Raw genomic sequence first — 17,284 nt, forward strand, 5'->3', positions numbered from 1 at the left:
CGAAGGAGGCGGCGAAGGAGTCCGCGAAGGACCCTGCGAAGGACCCCGCGAAGGAGAAGGCGAAGGAGTCCGACAAGGCCCCCGACAAGGCCCCTGCGAAGGAGCCGGTGGAGAAGCCCGGAAAGGACCCCGCGAACGAGCCGGCGCCCGAGCCGGCGAAGGACCCCGTCAAGGAGCCGGGGGAGAACCGCGACCGGGACCCCGGTCAGAGCACCGGCCAGCAGCCGGGCGACGGTTCCGGACAGCAGCCGCCGCAGGACTCGTCGAAGGACCCGGCGAACCCCGCTGAGGACCCCGCGCAGAAGCCGCCGGAGCACCCCGCGCAGGGCACCGACCAGGACCCGGGCCCGGACTCCGGCCAGAAGCAGGCCCCCGCGACCGAGCAGAAGCCGGCCCCGCCCACGGAGCAGAAGCAGGCTCCCCCGACGGAGCAGAAGCAGGCTCCCGCGACCGGGCAGAAGCCCGACCCGTCCACCGGGCAGGAGCCCGCCCCGTCCACCGGGCAGAAGTCCGATCCGACCGGGCAGAAGCCCAAGCCCGACCCGGCATCGGACCCGAGCGCCGACGGCACCGGGACCACCCCGCAGAACACACTGGGACAGCCCGCCGCCGACCCCACCGCGACCCCGGGGTAGTCGGGCACCTCGCCGGGTGCCGCACGCGGCGCCCGGCGGGACTCCGGGGGCCGCCCGCGCGGAAGCCGGGCCACGCGATCCGACCCCGACCGCCGGGGACCCGTACCGGGCGGTCCCGTCAGGTCTCGCGCAGCGGTGCGTACGCGTCGGGGTCCACGCCGAACGTCCAGGCCACGCCCGCACGGGCGGTCCGCGTGTCCGGCGGCACCCGCAGCCAGTACGTCCGGTGCGTACCGTCGGGCTCCGGAGTGGAGTTGACCACCTCCACCATCACCACGTCCTCGTCGTCCGGCAGCGGGATCCGCCACAGCACGCCCGCCTCGTCGCGTGCCACCGGCTCGGCCCCCGACGCTTCCAGGTAGCGCTCGTAGCCGTAGTGCTCCAACATCACCCGGCGCAGCTCCGCGTTCTCCTCGCCGCGGATCCGCTCCGGCGTCAACCCGCCCAGCCCCGCCAGGAAGTCGCCCGGCACCGGCATCCCGCGCCACGCGTGCAGCGCGAACCCGTCCGGGAAGGCGAGGGCCGGGCCGTCGGCGCGGTCCAGCCGGCCGGCCTCGTCGCGGTGCAGCTCCACCGGCCGTTCGCACATCACGGCCAGCCGCTCGTACGGCCACCACCACCCGGCCGCCCGCGCCACCGCCGCGAGCCCGGCGAGCGGTGAGTCCGCCCCGGTGCCGAACGCGCACAGCCACGCGGCGTCGTGCTGGCCGAGCACCGCGTCGAGGAGCAGCAGCCGCACCTCGGACTCCTCCGAGGCATCCTCGGCGAGGGCTTCGACCAGCCCCGCACGGATCCGGTCCGCCAGCCGCTCGGCGTTCTGCCACAGGCGTGCGCCGGTCCGTGCCCAGTGCCGACCCCAGTCCCGCGGGCCCAGCTCCGCGTGCAGCCGCTCGCGTTCGGCGGCCCACGGCAGGCTGCGGACCCGCTCCCGCACGCTGCGCCCCCTGACGTGCGTCCCCCACGCCCCGCCGGGGTCGCCCAGCAGCCTGACCGCGGCCAGGGGCGAGTCCGCCCACACGATGCGCTCCGGCCCGGGAAGCCCGGCCGCGGCGTACGCCAGGCGCAGCCCGGCCTCCGCGGCCGCTCGGTCCGCGGCCCCGGTGGCCGTCGCGACCGCCCGCCACCCGTCGACACCGTCCATCACGCTCACCTCGTCCACCACAATCGCCCTGTCCACCGCACTCGCCCCGTCCACCGCACCCGTCACGTCCACCGCACCCAACACGTCCGTCACGCCCCCTCAGTCCGCCACGATCCGGACCGCGCCCGGCACGTACTCCCGCTGCCGCACCACCCGGTACCAGCCCTTGGGCAGCGTGATCGAGGCGTGTTCCTCGTGCACCACCCGCCCGCCGTCGGGCAGGTGCAGCAGCTGTGGGTCGAACGGGCCCGCCCCGCGCACCAGTCGGCCCGGACCCACCACGGCGTGCGCGTGCCCGGTCACCTCGCCCCGGGCCAGCACCATCCGTCCCCGCGCGTCCCGCGGCTCCGACGTTTCCCCGGCCGCCTGCGGCGGCACCGCCGACTCCTCGATCGGCACGATGAGCACGTCCCCCTGCCGGTACACGGCTGCCCCCTTCCCGACGCGCCGCCCGGTGCGGCCGCGTCGACCCGAAGCTAGGGGGCGGGTCTGACAACGGCCCCGGGACGGCCCCGCACGGCCCCCGCCACCGGCCCTGTCAGCGCCGCTTGCTACAACTTGCACACATCGACGCCGCACACCCGATCGAGGCCCGCCCGAGGGCCCCACGGCCGCGGCGCCGGACACGAGGGACTGGACGAGCCGCACCCGGCGCGACGGGCGCGGCGGGCGCGACACACGAGGAACGGCGGGCACCATGAGCTACCCGAGGCACCTGACGGAGTCGTACGGACTTCCCGTCTTCACCTTCCCCGGTCCGGACGACGAGGGCCGGACCCCGCTGCCCGCGGCCGACGCCGTCGCCTGGCGCATCGCCTCCGACTCCTACGAAGCCGAGGAGAGCTGGACCGAGGCCTTCACCCGCTTCACCGCGGCCGTCGACACCTCCCGCGTCCGCGCGATCGTCGTCGGTGCCTGGGAGGAGGCGTACGAGACCGGGCCCGCGGACATCATCGAGGCGCTCGTCGGCGCCCGCGCCGAACTCCCCGCCCTGCGGGCCCTCTTCCTCGGCGACATGGTGTCCGAGGAGTGCGAGATCAGCTGGATCAACCAGGGCGACGTCGGCCCGCTCCTGGAGAACTTCCCGGAGCTGGAGGAGTTCGGCGTCCGCGGCGGCAGCGAGCTGGCCGTCCCGCCCTTCACCCACCGGCGCCTGCGCTCCCTCACCGTCGAGACCGGCGGCCTGCCCGCCCGCGTGGTCCGCAACATCGCCGCCAGTGACCTGCCGGCCCTCACGCACCTCGACCTCTGGCTCGGTACGGACGAGTACGGCGGCGACAGCACGCTCACCGACGTGGAGCCCATCATGGCCGGCGACCGCCTGCCGGTCCTGCGCCACCTGGCCCTGCGCAACAGCGAGTACCAGGACGAGATCGCCACCGCGATGGCGTCCGCGCCCGTGGTCGCCCGCCTGGAGACCCTCGACCTCTCCATGGGCGTCCTCACCGACCAGGGCGCCGCCGCGCTCCTCGGCGGCCAGCCGCTCACCCACCTCAAGAAGCTCGACCTGCACCACAACTACCTCAGCGACCCCATGAAGCAGCGCTTCAAGGACGTCCTGGAGGGCGCCGGCGTCACCCTCGACCTCGACCGGGACGACGCCGAAGAGGACGAGTGGGACGGCGAGGTCCACCGCTTCATCGCCGTCGGCGAGTAGCGGGCCGGCCCATGACGCAGCACGCGCCCCCGCGCTGGGCGGTCGTCGGGAACCCGACGAACCGCCGCGTCGCCCTGTTCACCGAGGCCGTGCGCCGGGCCGGGCAGCCCGCGCCCCGCGTGGTGCCCTGGGTGTCCGTCCTGCGCGAGGGCGGTGCGGTCTTCGCCGCCGACGAACTGGTCCGCCTCGACTCGCCGGGGGAGGACCCCGAGGTCGACCGGATCCTGCGCGGCGTCGCCGACCCCACCCGGGTCGAGGGCGGCGCCCGCTGGTACGCCCGCTTCACCGCGGCCGTACGCACCCTCACCGGCGGCCGCCACCTGGACGACCCCGACGAGCTGGCCGTCCTGTTCGACAAGCGGCTCTGCCACCGCGCCCTCGACCGCGCCGGCGTACCGGTCCCGGCGTCCCCGACCTCCGGCGGCGCCGCGCCCGTGCGCGGCTGGGCCGACGTACGGGACCTGATGGCCGCGCACGCCATGCCGCGCGCGTTCGTCAAACCCGCCCACGGCTCCTCCGCGTCCGGCGTGGTCGCCGTCGAGACCGCCGGACGCGGTCGGATCCGGGCGACCACCTCCGTCGAGACGGCCGAGGACGGGAGCCTGTACAACTCCCTGCGGGTGCGCCGCATCACGAGCGAGCACGAGGCGGCCGCCCTGGTCGACGCCCTCGCCCCCGACGGGCTGCACGTGGAGCGCTGGTGGCCCAAGGCCTCGCTGGGCGGCCGTGCGGCGGACCTGCGCGTGGTCGTGGTGGCCGGCCGGGCCACCCACGCCGTCGTCCGCACGAGCCGCTCGCCCATGACCAACCTGCACCTCGGCGGCAGCCGCGGCGACCTCGAGGCGGTCGCCGAGGCCGCGGGTCCGAAGTGGGCCGACGCCCTGGAGACCTGCGAACGGGCCGCGGCCTGCTTCCCGGACACCCTGTGCGTGGGCGTCGACCTGCTGCCCGCCGTCGGCTGGCGGCGGTTCGCCGTCGCCGAGGTGAACGCCTTCGGCGACCTGCTGCCCGGCCTCACGGGCCTGCCCGGCAGCGGGGCCGAGGGCCTGGACACGTACGCGGCCCAAGTCGCCGCAGCACCGCACCACATCGCAAGGAACCACCGTGCACCTGCCTGACCCCCTGACCGCGGACCCGAGCACCACCGACCCGAGCACCACCGACCCGAGCACCACCGACCCGAGCACCGCCGACCCGAGCGCTGCGGACGCCCGCACCGCGGACCCCGACATGAACGAGGTCGTCGGCCGTGACGACCTGCTCCTGCTCACCCTGGACACCCTGCGCCACGACGTCGCCGTCGAACTGGCCGCCGCCGGCCGCATCCCGCACCTCGCCCGCCACCTGCCCGGCGGCGTCTGGGAGCGGCGCCACGCCCCCGGCAGCTTCACGTACGCCTCCCACCACGCGATGTTCGCCGGGTTCCTGCCCACTCCCGCCGCGCCCGGCCCGCACCCGCGGCTGTTCGCCGCGCGCTTCGCCGGCAGCGAGAGCACCGCCGGCCGCACGTACGTCTTCGACACCCCGGACCTGGTCTCCGGGCTCGCCGCGGCCGGGTACCGCACCGTCTGCATCGGCGGCGTCGGGTTCTTCAACAAGCAGGGCGCGCTGGGCGACGTGCTCCCCGGGATGTTCCAGGAGAGCCACTGGGAGCCCGCGTTCGGCGTCGCGTCCGCCACCTCCTTCGAAGCGCAGGTCGAGCGCGCCGAGCAGGTCGTCGCCGGACTCCCCGCCGACCAGCGGCTGTTCCTCTTCCTCAACGCCTCCGCGCTGCACCAGCCCAACTGGTTCCACCTGCCCGGAGCCACCCGGGACGCGGGGGACACCCGCGCCAGCCACGCCGCCGCCCTGGAGTACGTCGACCGGCACGTCGGTCGCCTGTTCGCCGCGATGAGGTCCCGCCGCCGCTGCTTCGCCATCGTCTGCTCCGACCACGGCACGACCTACGGCGACGACGGCTACACCGGCCACCGCCTCGCCCACGAGGCCGTGTGGACCGTGCCGTACGCCCACTTCTTCCTGGAGCCGTCCGCATGACCGCCCCCGCCGCACCCGTCTCCCCGACCGCGTCCGCACCCGCAACCGCGGTGACGGCCACCACCGCGGCTCCGGCACCCGCCGGGACGCCGGTCGGCGTCCGCCCGTACCAGAGCTACGTCTACGCCTATCCCCACAAGACCGCCTACCGCCCCCTGCCGGGCCGCCCCGCCCTGCGGGCCCTGTGGCGCGGCGAGCCCAAGGAAGCCCTCTCCCTCTACCTCCACGTACCGTTCTGCGAGGTCCGCTGCGGCTTCTGCAACCTGTTCACCCGGATCGGCGCCCCCGACGGCCTCACCGGCCGCTACCTCGACGCGCTCGACCGCCAGGCCGCCGCCGTCCGCGAGGCGCTCGGCGACGAAGGCCCCGTCCGCTTCGCGAACGCCGCCTTCGGGGGCGGTACGCCCACCTTCCTCACCGCCGACGAGCTCACCCGCCTGTGCGACATCGCCGAGCGGCGCATGGGGGCCGACCTGCGGGCCGTCCCGCTCTCCGTCGAGGCCTCGCCCGCCACCGCGACCGCCGACCGGCTCGCCGTCCTCGCCGAGCGCGGTGCCACCCGCCTCAGCCTCGGCGTCCAGAGCTTCGTCGACGACGAGGCCCGGGCCGCCGTACGCCCCCAGCGGCGCGCCGACGTCGAGGCCGCCCTCGGCCGGATCCGGGAGGCCCGCATCCCGGTCCTCAACATCGACCTCATCTACGGCATCGACGGCCAGACCCCCGCCACCTGGCGCAGCTCCCTGGACGCCGCCCTCGCCTGGGAACCCGAGGAGCTGTACCTCTACCCCCTCTACGTCCGCCCCCTGACCGGCCTCGCCCGCCGCACCGCCCACACCGACCGCGAGTGGGACGAACAGCGCCTGGCCCTGTACCGGCAGGGCCGCGACCACCTCCTCGCGCACGGGTACGAGCAGGTCTCCATGCGGATGTTCCGCCGCCCCGGCGCGGCCCCGCAGGGCCCCGACGACCACGCCTGCCAGACCGACGGCATGATCGGCCTGGGCTGCGGCGCCCGCTCCTACACCGCCGACCTCCACTACTCCTTCGACTACGCCGTCGACATGGGCGAGATCCGGGCGATCATCGACGACTACACCGCCACCGCCGACTTCACCCGCGCCGTGCACGGCCGGTACGTCGACGGGGACGAGGCCCGCCGCCGCCACCTCCTGCAGTCGCTCCTCCAGGCGCAGGGCATGCCGCTCGACGACTACCGGGCACGCTTCGGCTCGGACCCGTACGCCGACTTCCCCGCCGAACTCGCCGGCTTCGCCGCCCGCGGCTGGCTCCGGGACCCGGGGCCGGGCGACGGCACGGAGCCGGGCGCCCTGCTGCGCCTGACCCCGGAGGGACTCGCGCACTCCGACGCTCTCGGCCCCGCCCTCTTCTCGCCCGCCGTCCGCGCCGCCATGGCCGCCTACGCGCCGAAGTAGGCCGCCGCCCATGGACCTCACGATCCTCTACCGCGGCCCGCTCGCCTCCTGCGACTACGACTGCCCGTACTGCCCCTTCGCCAAGCGCCGCGACAGCCCCGATCTCCTGCGCGCCGACCGGGCCGCCCTCGAACGCTTCACCTCCTGGGTCGCGGCGGCCGCCGACGACCGCCTCTCGGTCCTGTTCACCCCCTGGGGCGAGGGGCTGGTGCGCTCCTGGTACCGCCGCGCCCTGGTCGACCTCTCGCACCGGCCGAACGTCGCACGCGTCGCGATCCAGACCAACCTCAGCTGCCGGACCGACTGGCTCGCCGGGGCCGACCTCGACACGCTCGCGCTCTGGTGCACGTACCATCCCGGCCAGACGCCCTACGAGCGCTTCCTGGCCAAGGTCCACGACCTCGCCGAGCGCGGCGTCCGCCACAGCGTCGGCATCGTCGGCCTGCCGGAGAACCTCCCGCACGCCCGAAGGCTCCGCGCCGACCTGCCGGCGCACGTCTACCTGTGGGTCAACGCCGCGGAGGGCCACCGGTACACGGACGTCGAGGCCGACCTCTGGACCGCCGTCGACCCGCTCTTCCCCTACAGCCGTCACCCGCACCGGTCCGCCGGCCTGCCCTGCCGCACCGGCCGGTCGGTGGTCTCGGTGGACGGCGAGGGCACCGTACGCCGCTGCCACTTCGTCCGGGCCGAACTCGGCAACCTCTACGACGGCTCGTACCGTGCCGCCCTCGGTCCGCGCCCCTGCCCCCTGTCCGTGTGCGACTGCCACATCGGCTACGTCCACCTGGAGACGCTCCCGCTCTACGACGTCTTCGCCGGCGGCGTCCTCGAACGCATCCCCGCCCCCGGCCCCCTCCTCACGGTCGGGACCGCCCGCGCCGACTGAGCCGCGCCGTGGACGGGGCCGCGGAACGGGCCGTGTGGTCGAAGAGGGGGATGCGGCGCGCGTGCTCGTCGCCCCCCCGCCCGACCACCCCGACGCCGCTCCCGCATCCCAGCGAGCCCGGTCGTGTGGTGTGTGGGGGAGGTGCTTGAGGCGTCGTGGCAGGCTGGTCCGGAGGCAGGCCCGGCCGGAGGTGGCCGAAGGCCGGGGCGAAGCCCCAAAAGCCTCCGGGGTGGGCCTGCCGCAGGGCCTGCAGGCCACGACGGGTCAAGCACCGAGGGGACCCACACACCACACGACCCTCCCCCGACGCCGTAGCCCGACCCCGGCACCTGGCCCGCCGACACCGCCGTCCACGTCCCGCGGCGGCTGACCGTGACCCGGGTGAGCCCGCCGCCCGCACCGCGGGCCGGCCCGGTCAGTCGCCGGAGACGATCTCCGCCACGGCGGCCCGGGCCGACTCGGCGTCCTCGGCCACGAAGCCGATCCGCGTGCGGCGGTGCAGGACGTCCTCCACGTCGAGGGCGCCCTCGTGGGTCACCGCGAACTCGATCTCGGCCCGGGTGATGTTGATCGCTTCAGCGATCCGGCCCTCCGGGTCCGGGACCGTGGCCGCCGCCAGCACGGCGCGGGCCTCGCCCCCGTACCGGGCGATCAGCGGGGCCGGCGCGTCCGCCCGGGTCGCGGGCCGGCTGTCGGGGTGCCCGGGTGCGCCGACGAGCGGCAGGTCGCGGGTGCGGCACGGGCCGGCGGACAGCCCGCGCAGCCGGCAGGCGGTGTCGACGGCCTGCTCCGCCATGGCCCGGTACGTGGTGAGCTTGCCGCCGACCACGGTGATCACCCCGGACGGCGCCTCGCGTACGGCGTGCTGCCGCGAGAGGTCGGCGGTGGCGCCGTCCCCGCCGTCCAGCAGCGGCCGCAGCCCGGCGTAGGAGCCCCGTACGTCGGCCCGGGTGAGGGCGCGGCCCAGCGCGGTGTTGACGGTGTCGAGGAGGAAGTCGACCTCCGCGTCGGTGGGCACGGGGGTGTCGGGCACCGGGCCGGGCGCCTCCTCGTCCGTCAGACCCAGGATCACGCGGCCCAGTTGCTGGGGGAGCGCGAAGACGAAGCGGCTGGTGGAGCCCGGGACGGGGACCGTGAGGGCGCCCTTGGGCCGGCCGAAGGCAGCGGCGTCGAAGACCAGGTGGGAGCCCCGGCTGGGCCGCAGCTTGATGGAGTCGTCGAGCTGGTCGGCCCAGACGCCGGTGGCGTTGACGACGGCCCGCGCCTCGATGCGGAGCGTCTCGCCGGTGAGCGTGTCGGTGACGTCGGCGCCGGTGCCGGTGACGTTCGCGGCCTTGACCCGGGTGAGGACGCGCGCGCCGTGCTCGGCGGCGGTCCGGGCGACGGCGACGACCAGCCGGGCGTCGTCGACGAGTTGGCCGTCGTGGGCGACCAGGGCGCCGCGCAGCCCCTCGGAGCGGACGGCGGGCACGAGTCGTACCGCCTCGCGGGCGTCCACGCGACGGGCCCGCGGCAGCACGTCCGCGGGGGTGCGGGCGGACATCCGCAGCACGTCGCCGGCGACGAAGCCGGTGCGCACCAGGGCCGCGGTGGACCGGGAGACCGACGGCAGCAGCGGGACCACCTGCGGCAGCGCGCGGATGAGGTGCGGGGCTGTCCGGGTCATCAGGATGCCGCGTTCGACGGCGCTCTCGTGGGCGACGCCGACCTGCGCGGAGGCGAGGTAGCGCAGCCCGCCGTGGACCAGCTTCGAACTCCACCGGCTGGTGCCGAAGGCGAGGTCGCGCGCCTCGACGAGCACGGTGCGCAGCCCGCGCGCGGCGGCGTCGAGGGCCACCCCGGCCCCGGTCACGCCGCCGCCGATGACCAGGAGGTCGACGGGGGCTCCGGCGGCGAGTTCCGTGAGGTCGGCGGCGCGGCGGACGGCGTTGAGGGCCGAACGCGGGGCGTCGGGGGCCGGGCGGGCGGATTCGGTCATGGCCTCAGGTATCCGTTCAGGGCGAGGGCCAGTTCGCTCCGCCACGCCGTCTCCGGCAGCAGGTCGGCGACCATGCGGTGCGACTGGACCGTGGACTGGGTGATGAGCAGGACCATGGCGGCGAGCTGGACCGGTTCGCCCGGTCGGACGGTGCCGCCGCGCTGGCCGGCCTCGACGGCCTCCCGCAGCAGGGTCAGCAGGGTCCGCTGGCTGGTGCCGAGCCGCTGGACGACGTACTCGGCCAGCAGGTCGCCGTCGCGCAGCAGACCGCCGAGCACCGGGTGGTCCCGCAGCTGCACGGCGACGTCGACGATCCACTCGACCAGGCCCGCGCGGTCCTCGCCCGTGCGCGGGGTCCGCTCGACGGTGCGCATGATCTCGCGGGTCAGGAGGGACCCGATCACGGCCCGGACGTCGGGCCAGCGCCGGTAGACCGTGGGCCGGCTCACCCCGGCCCGCCGGGCGATCTCGGCGAGCTGGACGCGCTTGCCCAGCACGGTGACCAGTTCGGCCGCCGCGTCGAGGATCTTGTCGTCGATGCTCGGGGACTCGTCGTCGCTTCCAGCGCTGTTACTGATTGACATGATGTGGAAAACTGTAACGCATGTCTACGCATCTGCCCCCGTCCGACGCCGCAGCGCTGCCCACCCCGCCCATGGCCTGGAACGCCTGGGGCGACCCGCAGCTGGCGAAACCCCTCACCGAGGACATCAAGGGCCTCCTCGACAGCCTCCTGGAGCTCGACGCGCCGACGCCCGCGCCCACCCGCGACGAGGTGCGGCTGCACCCCTCGGCCCTGAGCGGGGTCCACCTCAAGGCGCTCACCGAGATCGTCGGCGCCGGGCACGTCAGCGTCCTGGACGCCGACCGGCTGCCCCGCGCGGGCGGCAAGTCCACGCCGGACCTGCTGCGCCGCCGCCGCACCGAGCCGCAGGACGCGCCCGACGCCGTCGTGCTGCCCGGCACCGAGGAGGAGCTCCGGGCCGTCCTCGAGCTGTGCGCCCAACAGCGCATCGCGGTGGTCCCGTTCGGCGGCGGCACCAGCGTCGTCGGCGGACTGGACCCGGTCCGCGGACAGTTCGGCGCCGTCGTCTCCCTCGACCTGCGCCGCTTCGACGCCCTGCTCTCCTTCGACGGCGTCTCCGGCGAGGCGGTCCTCGGCGCCGGCGTGACCGGCCCGCGCGCCGAGGAACTGCTCGGCGCGCACGGCTTCGAGCTGGGCCACTTCCCGCAGAGCTTCCGCTTCGCCACCATCGGCGGTTTCGCGGCCACCCGCTCGTCCGGCCAGGACTCCGCCGGGCACGGGCGCTTCGACGAGATGGTCCGCGGCCTGCGCGTCGTCACCCCCACCGGAACCCTGGAGCTGGGCCGCGGCCCCGCCTCCGCGGCCGGACCCGACCTGCGCCAGCTGTTCCTGGGCTCCGAGGGCACCCTCGGCGTGATCACCGCGGTCCGGGTGCGGGTCCACCCCGTCCCCGCCGTCCGCCGGTACGAGGCCTGGCGCTTCCCCGACTTCGCCACCGGCACGGCGGCGCTGCGGGCCGTGGAGCAGCAGGGCACCGGCCCCACCGTGATCCGCCTCTCGGACGAGACCGAGACCGGCATCAACCTCGCCATGACCTCGAAGATCGGCGCACCGCAGGCGGTCAGCGGCTGCCTGGCCGTCACCGTCTTCGAAGGCACGGAGGAGCAGGTCGAGGCCCGGCACGAGGCCACCCGCCGCACCCTGCTCGCCCACGGCGCCACCTCCCTCGGCGAGGACCCGGCCCACGCCTGGGAGCACGGCCGCTTCGACGCCCCGTACCTGCGCGACGCGCTGCTCGACACGGGCGCCCTGTGCGAGACCCTGGAGACGGCCGCCACCTGGTCGGACCTGGAGCAGCTGCGCACCGCCGTCACCGGGGCCCTGCAGGGCGCCCTGCAGGCGAGCGGCAGCACCTCCCTCGTGATGTGCCACGTCTCGCACGTCTACCCGACCGGGGCCTCCCTGTACTTCACCGTGGTCGCGGCGCAGCGCGGCGACGCGATCGCCCAGTGGCAGGTCGCCAAGGCCGCCGCGAGCGACGCGATCATGGCCGCCGGCGGCACCATCACCCACCACCACGCGGTCGGCACCGACCACCGGGCCTGGATGGAGCGGGAGATCGGCGAGCTGGGCGTGGCCGTGCTGCGCGCCGTCAAGGGCGTCGTGGACCCGGTGGGCATCCTCAACCCCGGAAAGCTGATCCCGTGAGTACGGGACCGGGGGAGGGGGCGGACGGGGCCGAGGTCCGCGGCGTCCGCAGCGTGCTGGTCCTGACCAACCCGGCGGCGGCGTCCGGGCACGCGGCCCGGGCGGCCGGCCCGGCCGTGGCCCGGCTGCGCGAGCACGGCATCGACGTGACCACCGCGACCGGCACCGACCCGGCCGACAGCCTGCGGCTGGCGCGCGAGGCCGTGGGCTCCGGCGTCGACGCGCTCGTGGTGGTCGGCGGCGACGGGATGATCTCCCTGGCCCTCCAGGCCGTCACGGAGACCGACCTGCCGCTGGGCGTGGTCCCCGCCGGTACCGGCAACGACCTCGCCCGCGAGTACGGTCTGCCGCTGGGCGACCCGCGGGCCGCCGCCGACGTCATCGCCGCCGGCCGGGTGCTGCGGGTGGACACCGGCCGCATCGAGACGGCCGACGGCGCGGGCCGCTACTTCGGCTCGGTGCTCGCCATCGGCTTCGACTCGCTGGTCAGCGACCGGGCCAACCGGATGACACGGCCGCGCGGTCGTCTCAAGTACCACCTGGCGATGCTGGCGGAGCTGGCGAGCCTGCGACCGCTGCCCTTCCGGCTGGTGCTCGACGACGGCCGGGAGATCCGCCAGGACTTGACGATGGCCTCGGTGGGCAACACCCGCAGCTACGGCGGCGGCATGCGCATCTGCCCGGACGCGGACCCCCGGGACGGCCTGCTCGACCTCACCCTGGTGGCGGCGCTGCCGCGCGCCAAGCTGGTGCGGTTCTTCCCGACCGTCTTCCGCGGCACCCACGTGCGCCAGAGCGCGGTCAGCACCCACCGCTCGGCGACCGTGCGCATCGAGTCGGACGGGATCAACGCGTACGCGGACGGCGACCTCGCCGGCCCGCTCCCCGCGGTGGCACGGGTCGTGCCGCGCTCCCTGTCCCTGCTCGTCCCGCACTGAGCCGGCGGACCACCGACGGCCGCGCCGCCGCCCCACGCGGCGCGGCCCCGGCCCCGACAACGGCCGGCACCCGTTCAACCACCTGTCAGATCCGGGCCGCCGCCTCCAGCAGGGACCAGCCGTCGACCTCCGCCGCCCCCGGGTGCCCCGGCCGCCACCCGGCGGCCGAAGCCGCGTCGAGCAGCGCCCGGACGGCACCCGGTTCGTGGAGGTTCAGGGACGCGCCCCGTACGTACCCCACGTCGCCGGAGCCCAAGGGGAACCCGCCCGGGACGTACCGGTCCGGTCCCTGGGTGAACACGATCCGCAACGGGCCGCCGGTGCCGGCCGGTTGGGGGTACAGCGTCAGGGTCTCGCGGCAGCCCCCGACGCGCCGTCCGCCGGCCCGTCGTGCCGGTGGCGGAGCGTCCACAGGTACGCGCGCCCGTCGGCGACCAGTCGACGGGCCTTCCTGGGATGTCGGGGCACGGTGTCGAGCTCCCGCCCGGCCCGCCCCTCAGCCCACCGCCCGCTTCACGAGCTCCGTGATGTGCGCCGCCACCTCGTCCGTGACCCCGGTCAGGGCGAACGCGGCCGGCCACATCGCGCCCTCGTCCAACTGCGCCAGGTCGCTGAACCCGAGGGTGGCGTACCGCGCCTTGAACTTCTCGGCGCTCTGGAAGAAGCAGACGACCTTGCCGTCGAGCGCGTACGAGGGCATGCCGTACCAGAGCTTCGGCTCCAGGGCCGGGGCGGCCGCCGTGACCAGGGCGTGCACCCGCTCGGCCATGACGCGGTCGGAGTCCTGCATCTCCGCGATCTTCGCGAGGACCTCCTGCACCGCCTGCGCGGCCTTCTCCGCGCGGGAGCCGCCGCGCCGCGCGGCCCTCTTCATGTCCTCCGCGTGGTCCTTCATCGCGGCCCGCTCCTCGGCCGAGAACCCCTCGTACGCGCCGCTGCCGGTGCTGCTCATGCGTCTCACCCCGTCCGTGTGCGGGCCGGTCGGACACGGCCCGCTGTCGTGTCCCATCCTGCCCCGCCCCGGGCGCCGACGTCCCGCGCATCGATCACGGGGTCCACCGCGGATCCCTCCGGCGGCCCCGCCGGGGGTGGCGGGGCCGGCGGTGGCGGGCCCGGATCGCGCGACGGCGGTCCCTTCCAGCTCGACCATCAGGGCGGGGACCGCCAGTCGGGTCACCCCGAGCATCGTGGTGGACGGTGCAGCCCCGGCGGCGGCCAACCGCGCCGCCAGCACGCCGTAGTGCCGGAAGAGCAGGTCGACGTCGGTGGTGTAGACGTTGAGCCGGACGAGGTTCGTGAGGGACATGCCGGCCCCGTCGAGCACGACGCCGATCGCCGCCCGATACGCGGGGCCCGTACCGGAACCCGAGCACGGGCCGGTACCGGGGCCCGAGCGCGAACCCGAACCGGAGCCCGAATCGGAGCCCGGACCCGGTGGGCGGCGCGGCGGCTGAGCGGCACGTGCCCCGTGGTCCGCCGTGGCCCGGGGTCAGGGGGCCGGCTCGAGGCGGACGCAGCACCGGCCCGGCCCGGGCGCCGGGCGCGCCCGGAAGGACGCGTCGCCGAGGCCGGTGAGGAGGCCCCCGACCAGGTGGAGGTTCATGCCGCAGACGGTCTCCGTGTGGTCCCGGGCCAGGGCGTGGAACGGGCAGTTGGCCAGCACGACGGCGTCGCCCTCCTGCCGCGGCTCGAACCCGTTGCGCTCCAGCACCTCGAAGACGCCCCCGCCGGCCTGCCGCCCCAGCGATTCGCCCGCCTCCGCCGCCTTGCGGTGCAGCACCCCCCGCACCGGCTCGCCGCTGGCCTCCGCCTCCTCGACCGCCTGCGCGAGCAGCCGGCCGGCCAGCTCGTAGCGCCGGTCGGGCAGGCTGACGGCGATGTGCCGGGCCGAGCGCCGGTAGAGCTTGGCCGGGCGGCCGGCCCCGGGCCCCGTACGTCCCGTGCGCCGCTCGTAGACGACGTCCAGCAGTGATTCCTCGGCCAGGCGGTCCAGGTGGAACGCGGCGGTCTGCCGCGCCAGGCCGAGCGCCGCGGCGGCCTCGTCCCGGCTGACCGGTCCCGGCTGGCGGGCCACGTGGTCGTAGAGGCGCCTGCGGGTCGGCTCGTCGAGCGAGGCCACGGCGGCGATGTCCGCCTGCGAGGCGTCCTGCGGGTCCGTGGGGTCCTTGGGGTCGGTCGGCTGGTCCACGCTCCCAGTGTAAAACCAATGACTCTTGACTAAAGAAGGAATCGGCGTTTCTATCGTCAAGAGAGCCCAGTTTTAGAAGGAGGCTGTCATGACGGCCACCATCACCCCCACCACCCGGCGCCACGCGCAGTTCGCCGACCCCGGTCGGCAGGCGTTCTGGATCCTGCGCGTCGGCTTCACCGCGGCACCGATCCTCTTCGGCCTCGACAAGTTCGCCAACCTGCTCGTCGACTGGCCGGCCTACCTCGCTCCGTGGATCGACGACGTCGTGCCCGGCAGCGCCCAGGCCGACATGTACGCGGTCGGCGTGATCGAGATCGTCGCCGGCGTCGTCGTGGCACTCGCCCCGCGCTTCGGCGGCTGGCTCGTCGCCGCCTGGCTCACCGGCATCATCGTCAACCTGCTGACCGTCCCCGGCTTCTACGACATCGCGCTGCGCGACTTCGGCCTCCTGCTCGCCGCCGTCGCCCTCGCCCGACTCGCCCAGAAGTACCACCTGGAAGACCGCGCCCTCGCGCCGGACCGCACCTCCTGAGCCGCGGGGACCCGGCGTCCGGCCGCCGCGTCCGGAACCCTTCCGTCCCGTCCCGCCCCGCCCCGCCCCGTACGCAGCCCCGGTGATCACCCGGATGGCGGCTGCGGTCGGGGCGGGCCGGGTGGTGGGGTGGACGCGGGAGTTGATCACGAGGGGGGCGGTATGGGGGGCTGGGGCGTGCGCTCCGCACGGGCGGGGACGCCGTTGCGGGGCGGGGGCGGAGCCGGGCCCGCGGACCGTACGGCCGCCCCGCGGATCCCGTCCGCCCGACCGCACCCCGCCGTACCGGCGGCCGTCCGGGAGCGGGCCCGGCGCACGGTGTCCCCGACCGGTCCGCTGCTGGCGGGCCTCCTGCTGCTGGCGGCCTGCGGCCCGCCCGCCGCACCGCCCCGACCGGCCCCGGACGACCTCCTCAAGGCGGCCACCCAGCGCCTGACGGACGCCTGCCTGGCCGGCCGGGGCCTCACCCCGCCCCGACCCGGCGGCACGGCACCGCCCGGCCGGGAAGAACCCGTGGCCGACGCGTTGTTCGGCACCGGCCCGACCGAGCTGGCGCTCGCGCTGCCCACCGGCCACACCGTCCGCGCCCACACCGACGGCTGCCTGGCCCGGGCCCAGCAGCAGCTCTACGGCGACCAGGCGGCCTGGTTCAGGGCCTCGGTGACCGTCAACAACCTCCGTCCCCTGGCCGAGGCGCGGCTCGGCGAGGACCCCGCCTACGCCGCCGCGCTCGCCCGCGCGAAGACCTGCGCCGACGACGACGCCGGCTGCGTCCGCGCCAGCGGCCTGCCGCAGCTGCGCGCCCGGCTCGCGCCCGCCCTCCTCGCGGAAGTCCGCGCCGCGCACCACGAGGAGATCGCGGCCTACGACCGGCTGCGCGACCGCGCAGCACACCGGGCGACCGCCGTCCTGGCGGCCGTACCCGCCCCGCCTGGGAAAGGACACCCTCCCCGATGAAGCAGAGCAGGCTGTTCGCCTCCACCGCCGCGACGCTCCTGGCCCTCACCGCGGGCCTCGCCGCCACCCCCGCGGCCGCGGCCGACTGCCCCAGCGGCAACTTCTGCGCATGGACCGACGTCGACTTCGGCGGTCAGCGTGCGAACTGGTCGGGTGACGACACCTGGTGGGAGAGCTGGATCGCCGACGAGGACTCCTCCTGGGCCAACCACGGCATCTCGGGCCCCGGCATCAAGGACCACGTGCAGGTCTACCGCAGGTCCGGGTTGGGCGGCGGCATGTCCCTCTGCCTCGCCCCCGGTCAGGAGGTGAACCACGACGCGGCGGCCAACGACGACGGCGACTCCCACACCTGGTCCATGAACTGCTGACGGACCACCACCCGGCATCACCCGGCACCGACCGCCACCGACCGCCACCGCCCGCTCCCGGCCCGCGCCCCGGGAGCGGGCGGCCCCGCGCCTGCGGTCCGAACGGGCGGACGTCGGAAGTCGGCGGCTTGGTGGGGGAGTTCGGGAGCATTCGTGCGCGATGTGAAGGCGGTGCGGGGGGCTCTTTGAGAAACCTTGTCGAACAACGCCTCACCCCCGGTGCGTCCTTGATTTGCTCCTGTCAATCGGAACAGGGTTGCTCCGAACGTTTGACGCCCCACACGTCAACCGG

17 protein-coding genes and 2 pseudogenes are annotated in these 17,284 nt (G+C 75.5%); 11 read left to right on the forward strand and 8 right to left on the reverse strand.

Annotated elements, in window-relative coordinates; all coding sequences use genetic code 11:
- A pseudogene (locus ACIQCH_RS10505) lies at positions 1-635 on the forward strand (hypothetical protein); the annotation flags it as partial.
- A 118-nt stretch (positions 636-753) separates the two neighbouring features.
- On the opposite strand, the gene ACIQCH_RS10510 reads toward ACIQCH_RS10505, so the two are convergent.
- The gene (locus ACIQCH_RS10510; RefSeq protein ID WP_402580192.1) at positions 754-1,776 is read right to left on the reverse strand and encodes a DUF6745 domain-containing protein; all 1,023 of its coding nucleotides are present in this window, start codon (positions 1,774-1,776) and stop codon (positions 754-756) included.
- Positions 1,777-1,875: 99 nt separating this feature from the next.
- The gene (locus tag ACIQCH_RS10515; protein ID WP_402580076.1) at positions 1,876-2,202 is read right to left on the reverse strand and encodes a hypothetical protein; all 327 of its coding nucleotides are present in this window, start codon (positions 2,200-2,202) and stop codon (positions 1,876-1,878) included.
- Between the two features lie 271 nt (positions 2,203-2,473).
- Here ACIQCH_RS10515 and ACIQCH_RS10520 point away from each other — a divergent pair, with 271 nt between their 5' ends.
- The 5 genes from ACIQCH_RS10520 (at position 2,474) to ACIQCH_RS10540 (ending at position 7,792) form a co-directional block, all read left to right on the forward strand.
- A complete protein-coding gene (locus ACIQCH_RS10520) occupies positions 2,474-3,433 on the forward strand; it encodes an STM4015 family protein (protein WP_402580078.1) in 960 nt (319 codons plus the stop codon).
- An 11-nt stretch (positions 3,434-3,444) separates the two neighbouring features.
- Positions 3,445-4,551, forward strand: coding sequence for an STM4014 family protein (locus tag ACIQCH_RS10525; protein ID WP_402580080.1), 1,107 nt, complete (start codon positions 3,445-3,447; stop codon positions 4,549-4,551).
- A gap of 112 nt (positions 4,552-4,663) precedes the next feature.
- Positions 4,664-5,470: an STM4013/SEN3800 family hydrolase gene (locus ACIQCH_RS10530; RefSeq protein ID WP_402580194.1), complete on the forward strand. Its 807-nt coding sequence runs from the start codon at positions 4,664-4,666 to the stop codon at positions 5,468-5,470.
- A gap of 50 nt (positions 5,471-5,520) precedes the next feature.
- A complete protein-coding gene (locus ACIQCH_RS10535) occupies positions 5,521-6,903 on the forward strand; it encodes an STM4012 family radical SAM protein (RefSeq protein ID WP_402580196.1) in 1,383 nt (460 codons plus the stop codon).
- 10 nt (positions 6,904-6,913) lie between these two features.
- Positions 6,914-7,792 carry an STM4011 family radical SAM protein gene (locus ACIQCH_RS10540; protein ID WP_402580082.1) on the forward strand — a complete coding sequence of 293 codons (879 nt, stop codon included), beginning with the start codon at positions 6,914-6,916 and terminating at the stop codon, positions 7,790-7,792.
- Positions 7,793-8,207: 415 nt separating this feature from the next.
- Here the strand turns inward: ACIQCH_RS10540 and ACIQCH_RS10545 are convergent, their stop codons facing one another.
- On the reverse strand, positions 8,208-9,770 hold the full coding sequence (locus ACIQCH_RS10545; RefSeq protein WP_402580084.1) for a glycerol-3-phosphate dehydrogenase/oxidase: 1,563 nt from the start codon (positions 9,768-9,770) through the stop codon (positions 8,208-8,210).
- Positions 9,767-10,354, reverse strand: coding sequence for a TetR/AcrR family transcriptional regulator (locus ACIQCH_RS10550; RefSeq protein WP_402580086.1), 588 nt, complete (start codon positions 10,352-10,354; stop codon positions 9,767-9,769). The genes ACIQCH_RS10545 and ACIQCH_RS10550 overlap by 4 nt, the downstream gene beginning before the upstream one ends.
- A gap of 20 nt (positions 10,355-10,374) precedes the next feature.
- Here ACIQCH_RS10550 and ACIQCH_RS10555 point away from each other — a divergent pair, with 20 nt between their 5' ends.
- The gene (locus ACIQCH_RS10555) at positions 10,375-12,003 is read left to right on the forward strand and encodes an FAD-binding oxidoreductase (RefSeq protein WP_402580088.1); all 1,629 of its coding nucleotides are present in this window, start codon (positions 10,375-10,377) and stop codon (positions 12,001-12,003) included.
- A complete protein-coding gene (locus ACIQCH_RS10560; RefSeq protein ID WP_402580090.1) occupies positions 12,000-12,941 on the forward strand; it encodes a diacylglycerol kinase in 942 nt (313 codons plus the stop codon). Before ACIQCH_RS10555 ends, ACIQCH_RS10560 begins: the two co-directional genes overlap by 4 nt.
- Before the next feature lie 85 nt (positions 12,942-13,026).
- Here the strand turns inward: ACIQCH_RS10560 and ACIQCH_RS10565 are convergent, their stop codons facing one another.
- The 4 genes and pseudogenes from ACIQCH_RS10565 to ACIQCH_RS10580 form a co-directional block, all read right to left on the reverse strand.
- Complete coding sequence (locus ACIQCH_RS10565; protein ID WP_402580092.1) at positions 13,027-13,242, reverse strand: hypothetical protein; 216 nt, start codon at positions 13,240-13,242, stop codon at positions 13,027-13,029.
- A 195-nt stretch (positions 13,243-13,437) separates the two neighbouring features.
- Entirely contained in the window at positions 13,438-13,893 is a 456-nt protein-coding gene (locus tag ACIQCH_RS10570; protein ID WP_402580198.1) for an iron chaperone, read from the reverse strand.
- Positions 13,894-14,061: 168 nt separating this feature from the next.
- A pseudogene (locus ACIQCH_RS10575) lies at positions 14,062-14,265 on the reverse strand (Rid family hydrolase); the annotation flags it as partial.
- 165 nt (positions 14,266-14,430) lie between these two features.
- Positions 14,431-15,129 (reverse strand): helix-turn-helix transcriptional regulator, encoded by a 699-nt coding sequence (locus ACIQCH_RS10580; RefSeq protein WP_402580094.1) that lies wholly within the window; start codon positions 15,127-15,129, stop codon positions 14,431-14,433.
- A gap of 88 nt (positions 15,130-15,217) precedes the next feature.
- On the opposite strand from ACIQCH_RS10580, the gene ACIQCH_RS10585 reads away from it, so the two are divergent.
- From ACIQCH_RS10585 to ACIQCH_RS10595, 3 genes are all read left to right on the forward strand, one after another.
- Positions 15,218-15,664 (forward strand): hypothetical protein, encoded by a 447-nt coding sequence (locus ACIQCH_RS10585; protein WP_402580096.1) that lies wholly within the window; start codon positions 15,218-15,220, stop codon positions 15,662-15,664.
- A 177-nt stretch (positions 15,665-15,841) separates the two neighbouring features.
- Positions 15,842-16,621 carry a hypothetical protein gene (locus ACIQCH_RS10590; protein WP_402580098.1) on the forward strand — a complete coding sequence of 260 codons (780 nt, stop codon included), beginning with the start codon at positions 15,842-15,844 and terminating at the stop codon, positions 16,619-16,621.
- A complete protein-coding gene (locus ACIQCH_RS10595) occupies positions 16,618-16,992 on the forward strand; it encodes a peptidase inhibitor family I36 protein (protein ID WP_402580100.1) in 375 nt (124 codons plus the stop codon). The genes ACIQCH_RS10590 and ACIQCH_RS10595 overlap by 4 nt, the downstream gene beginning before the upstream one ends.
- Positions 16,993-17,284 lie beyond the last annotated feature (292 nt).

Source organism: Streptomyces sp. NPDC093225 (assembly GCF_044753805.1).
GTDB lineage: Bacteria > Actinomycetota > Actinomycetes > Streptomycetales > Streptomycetaceae > Streptomyces.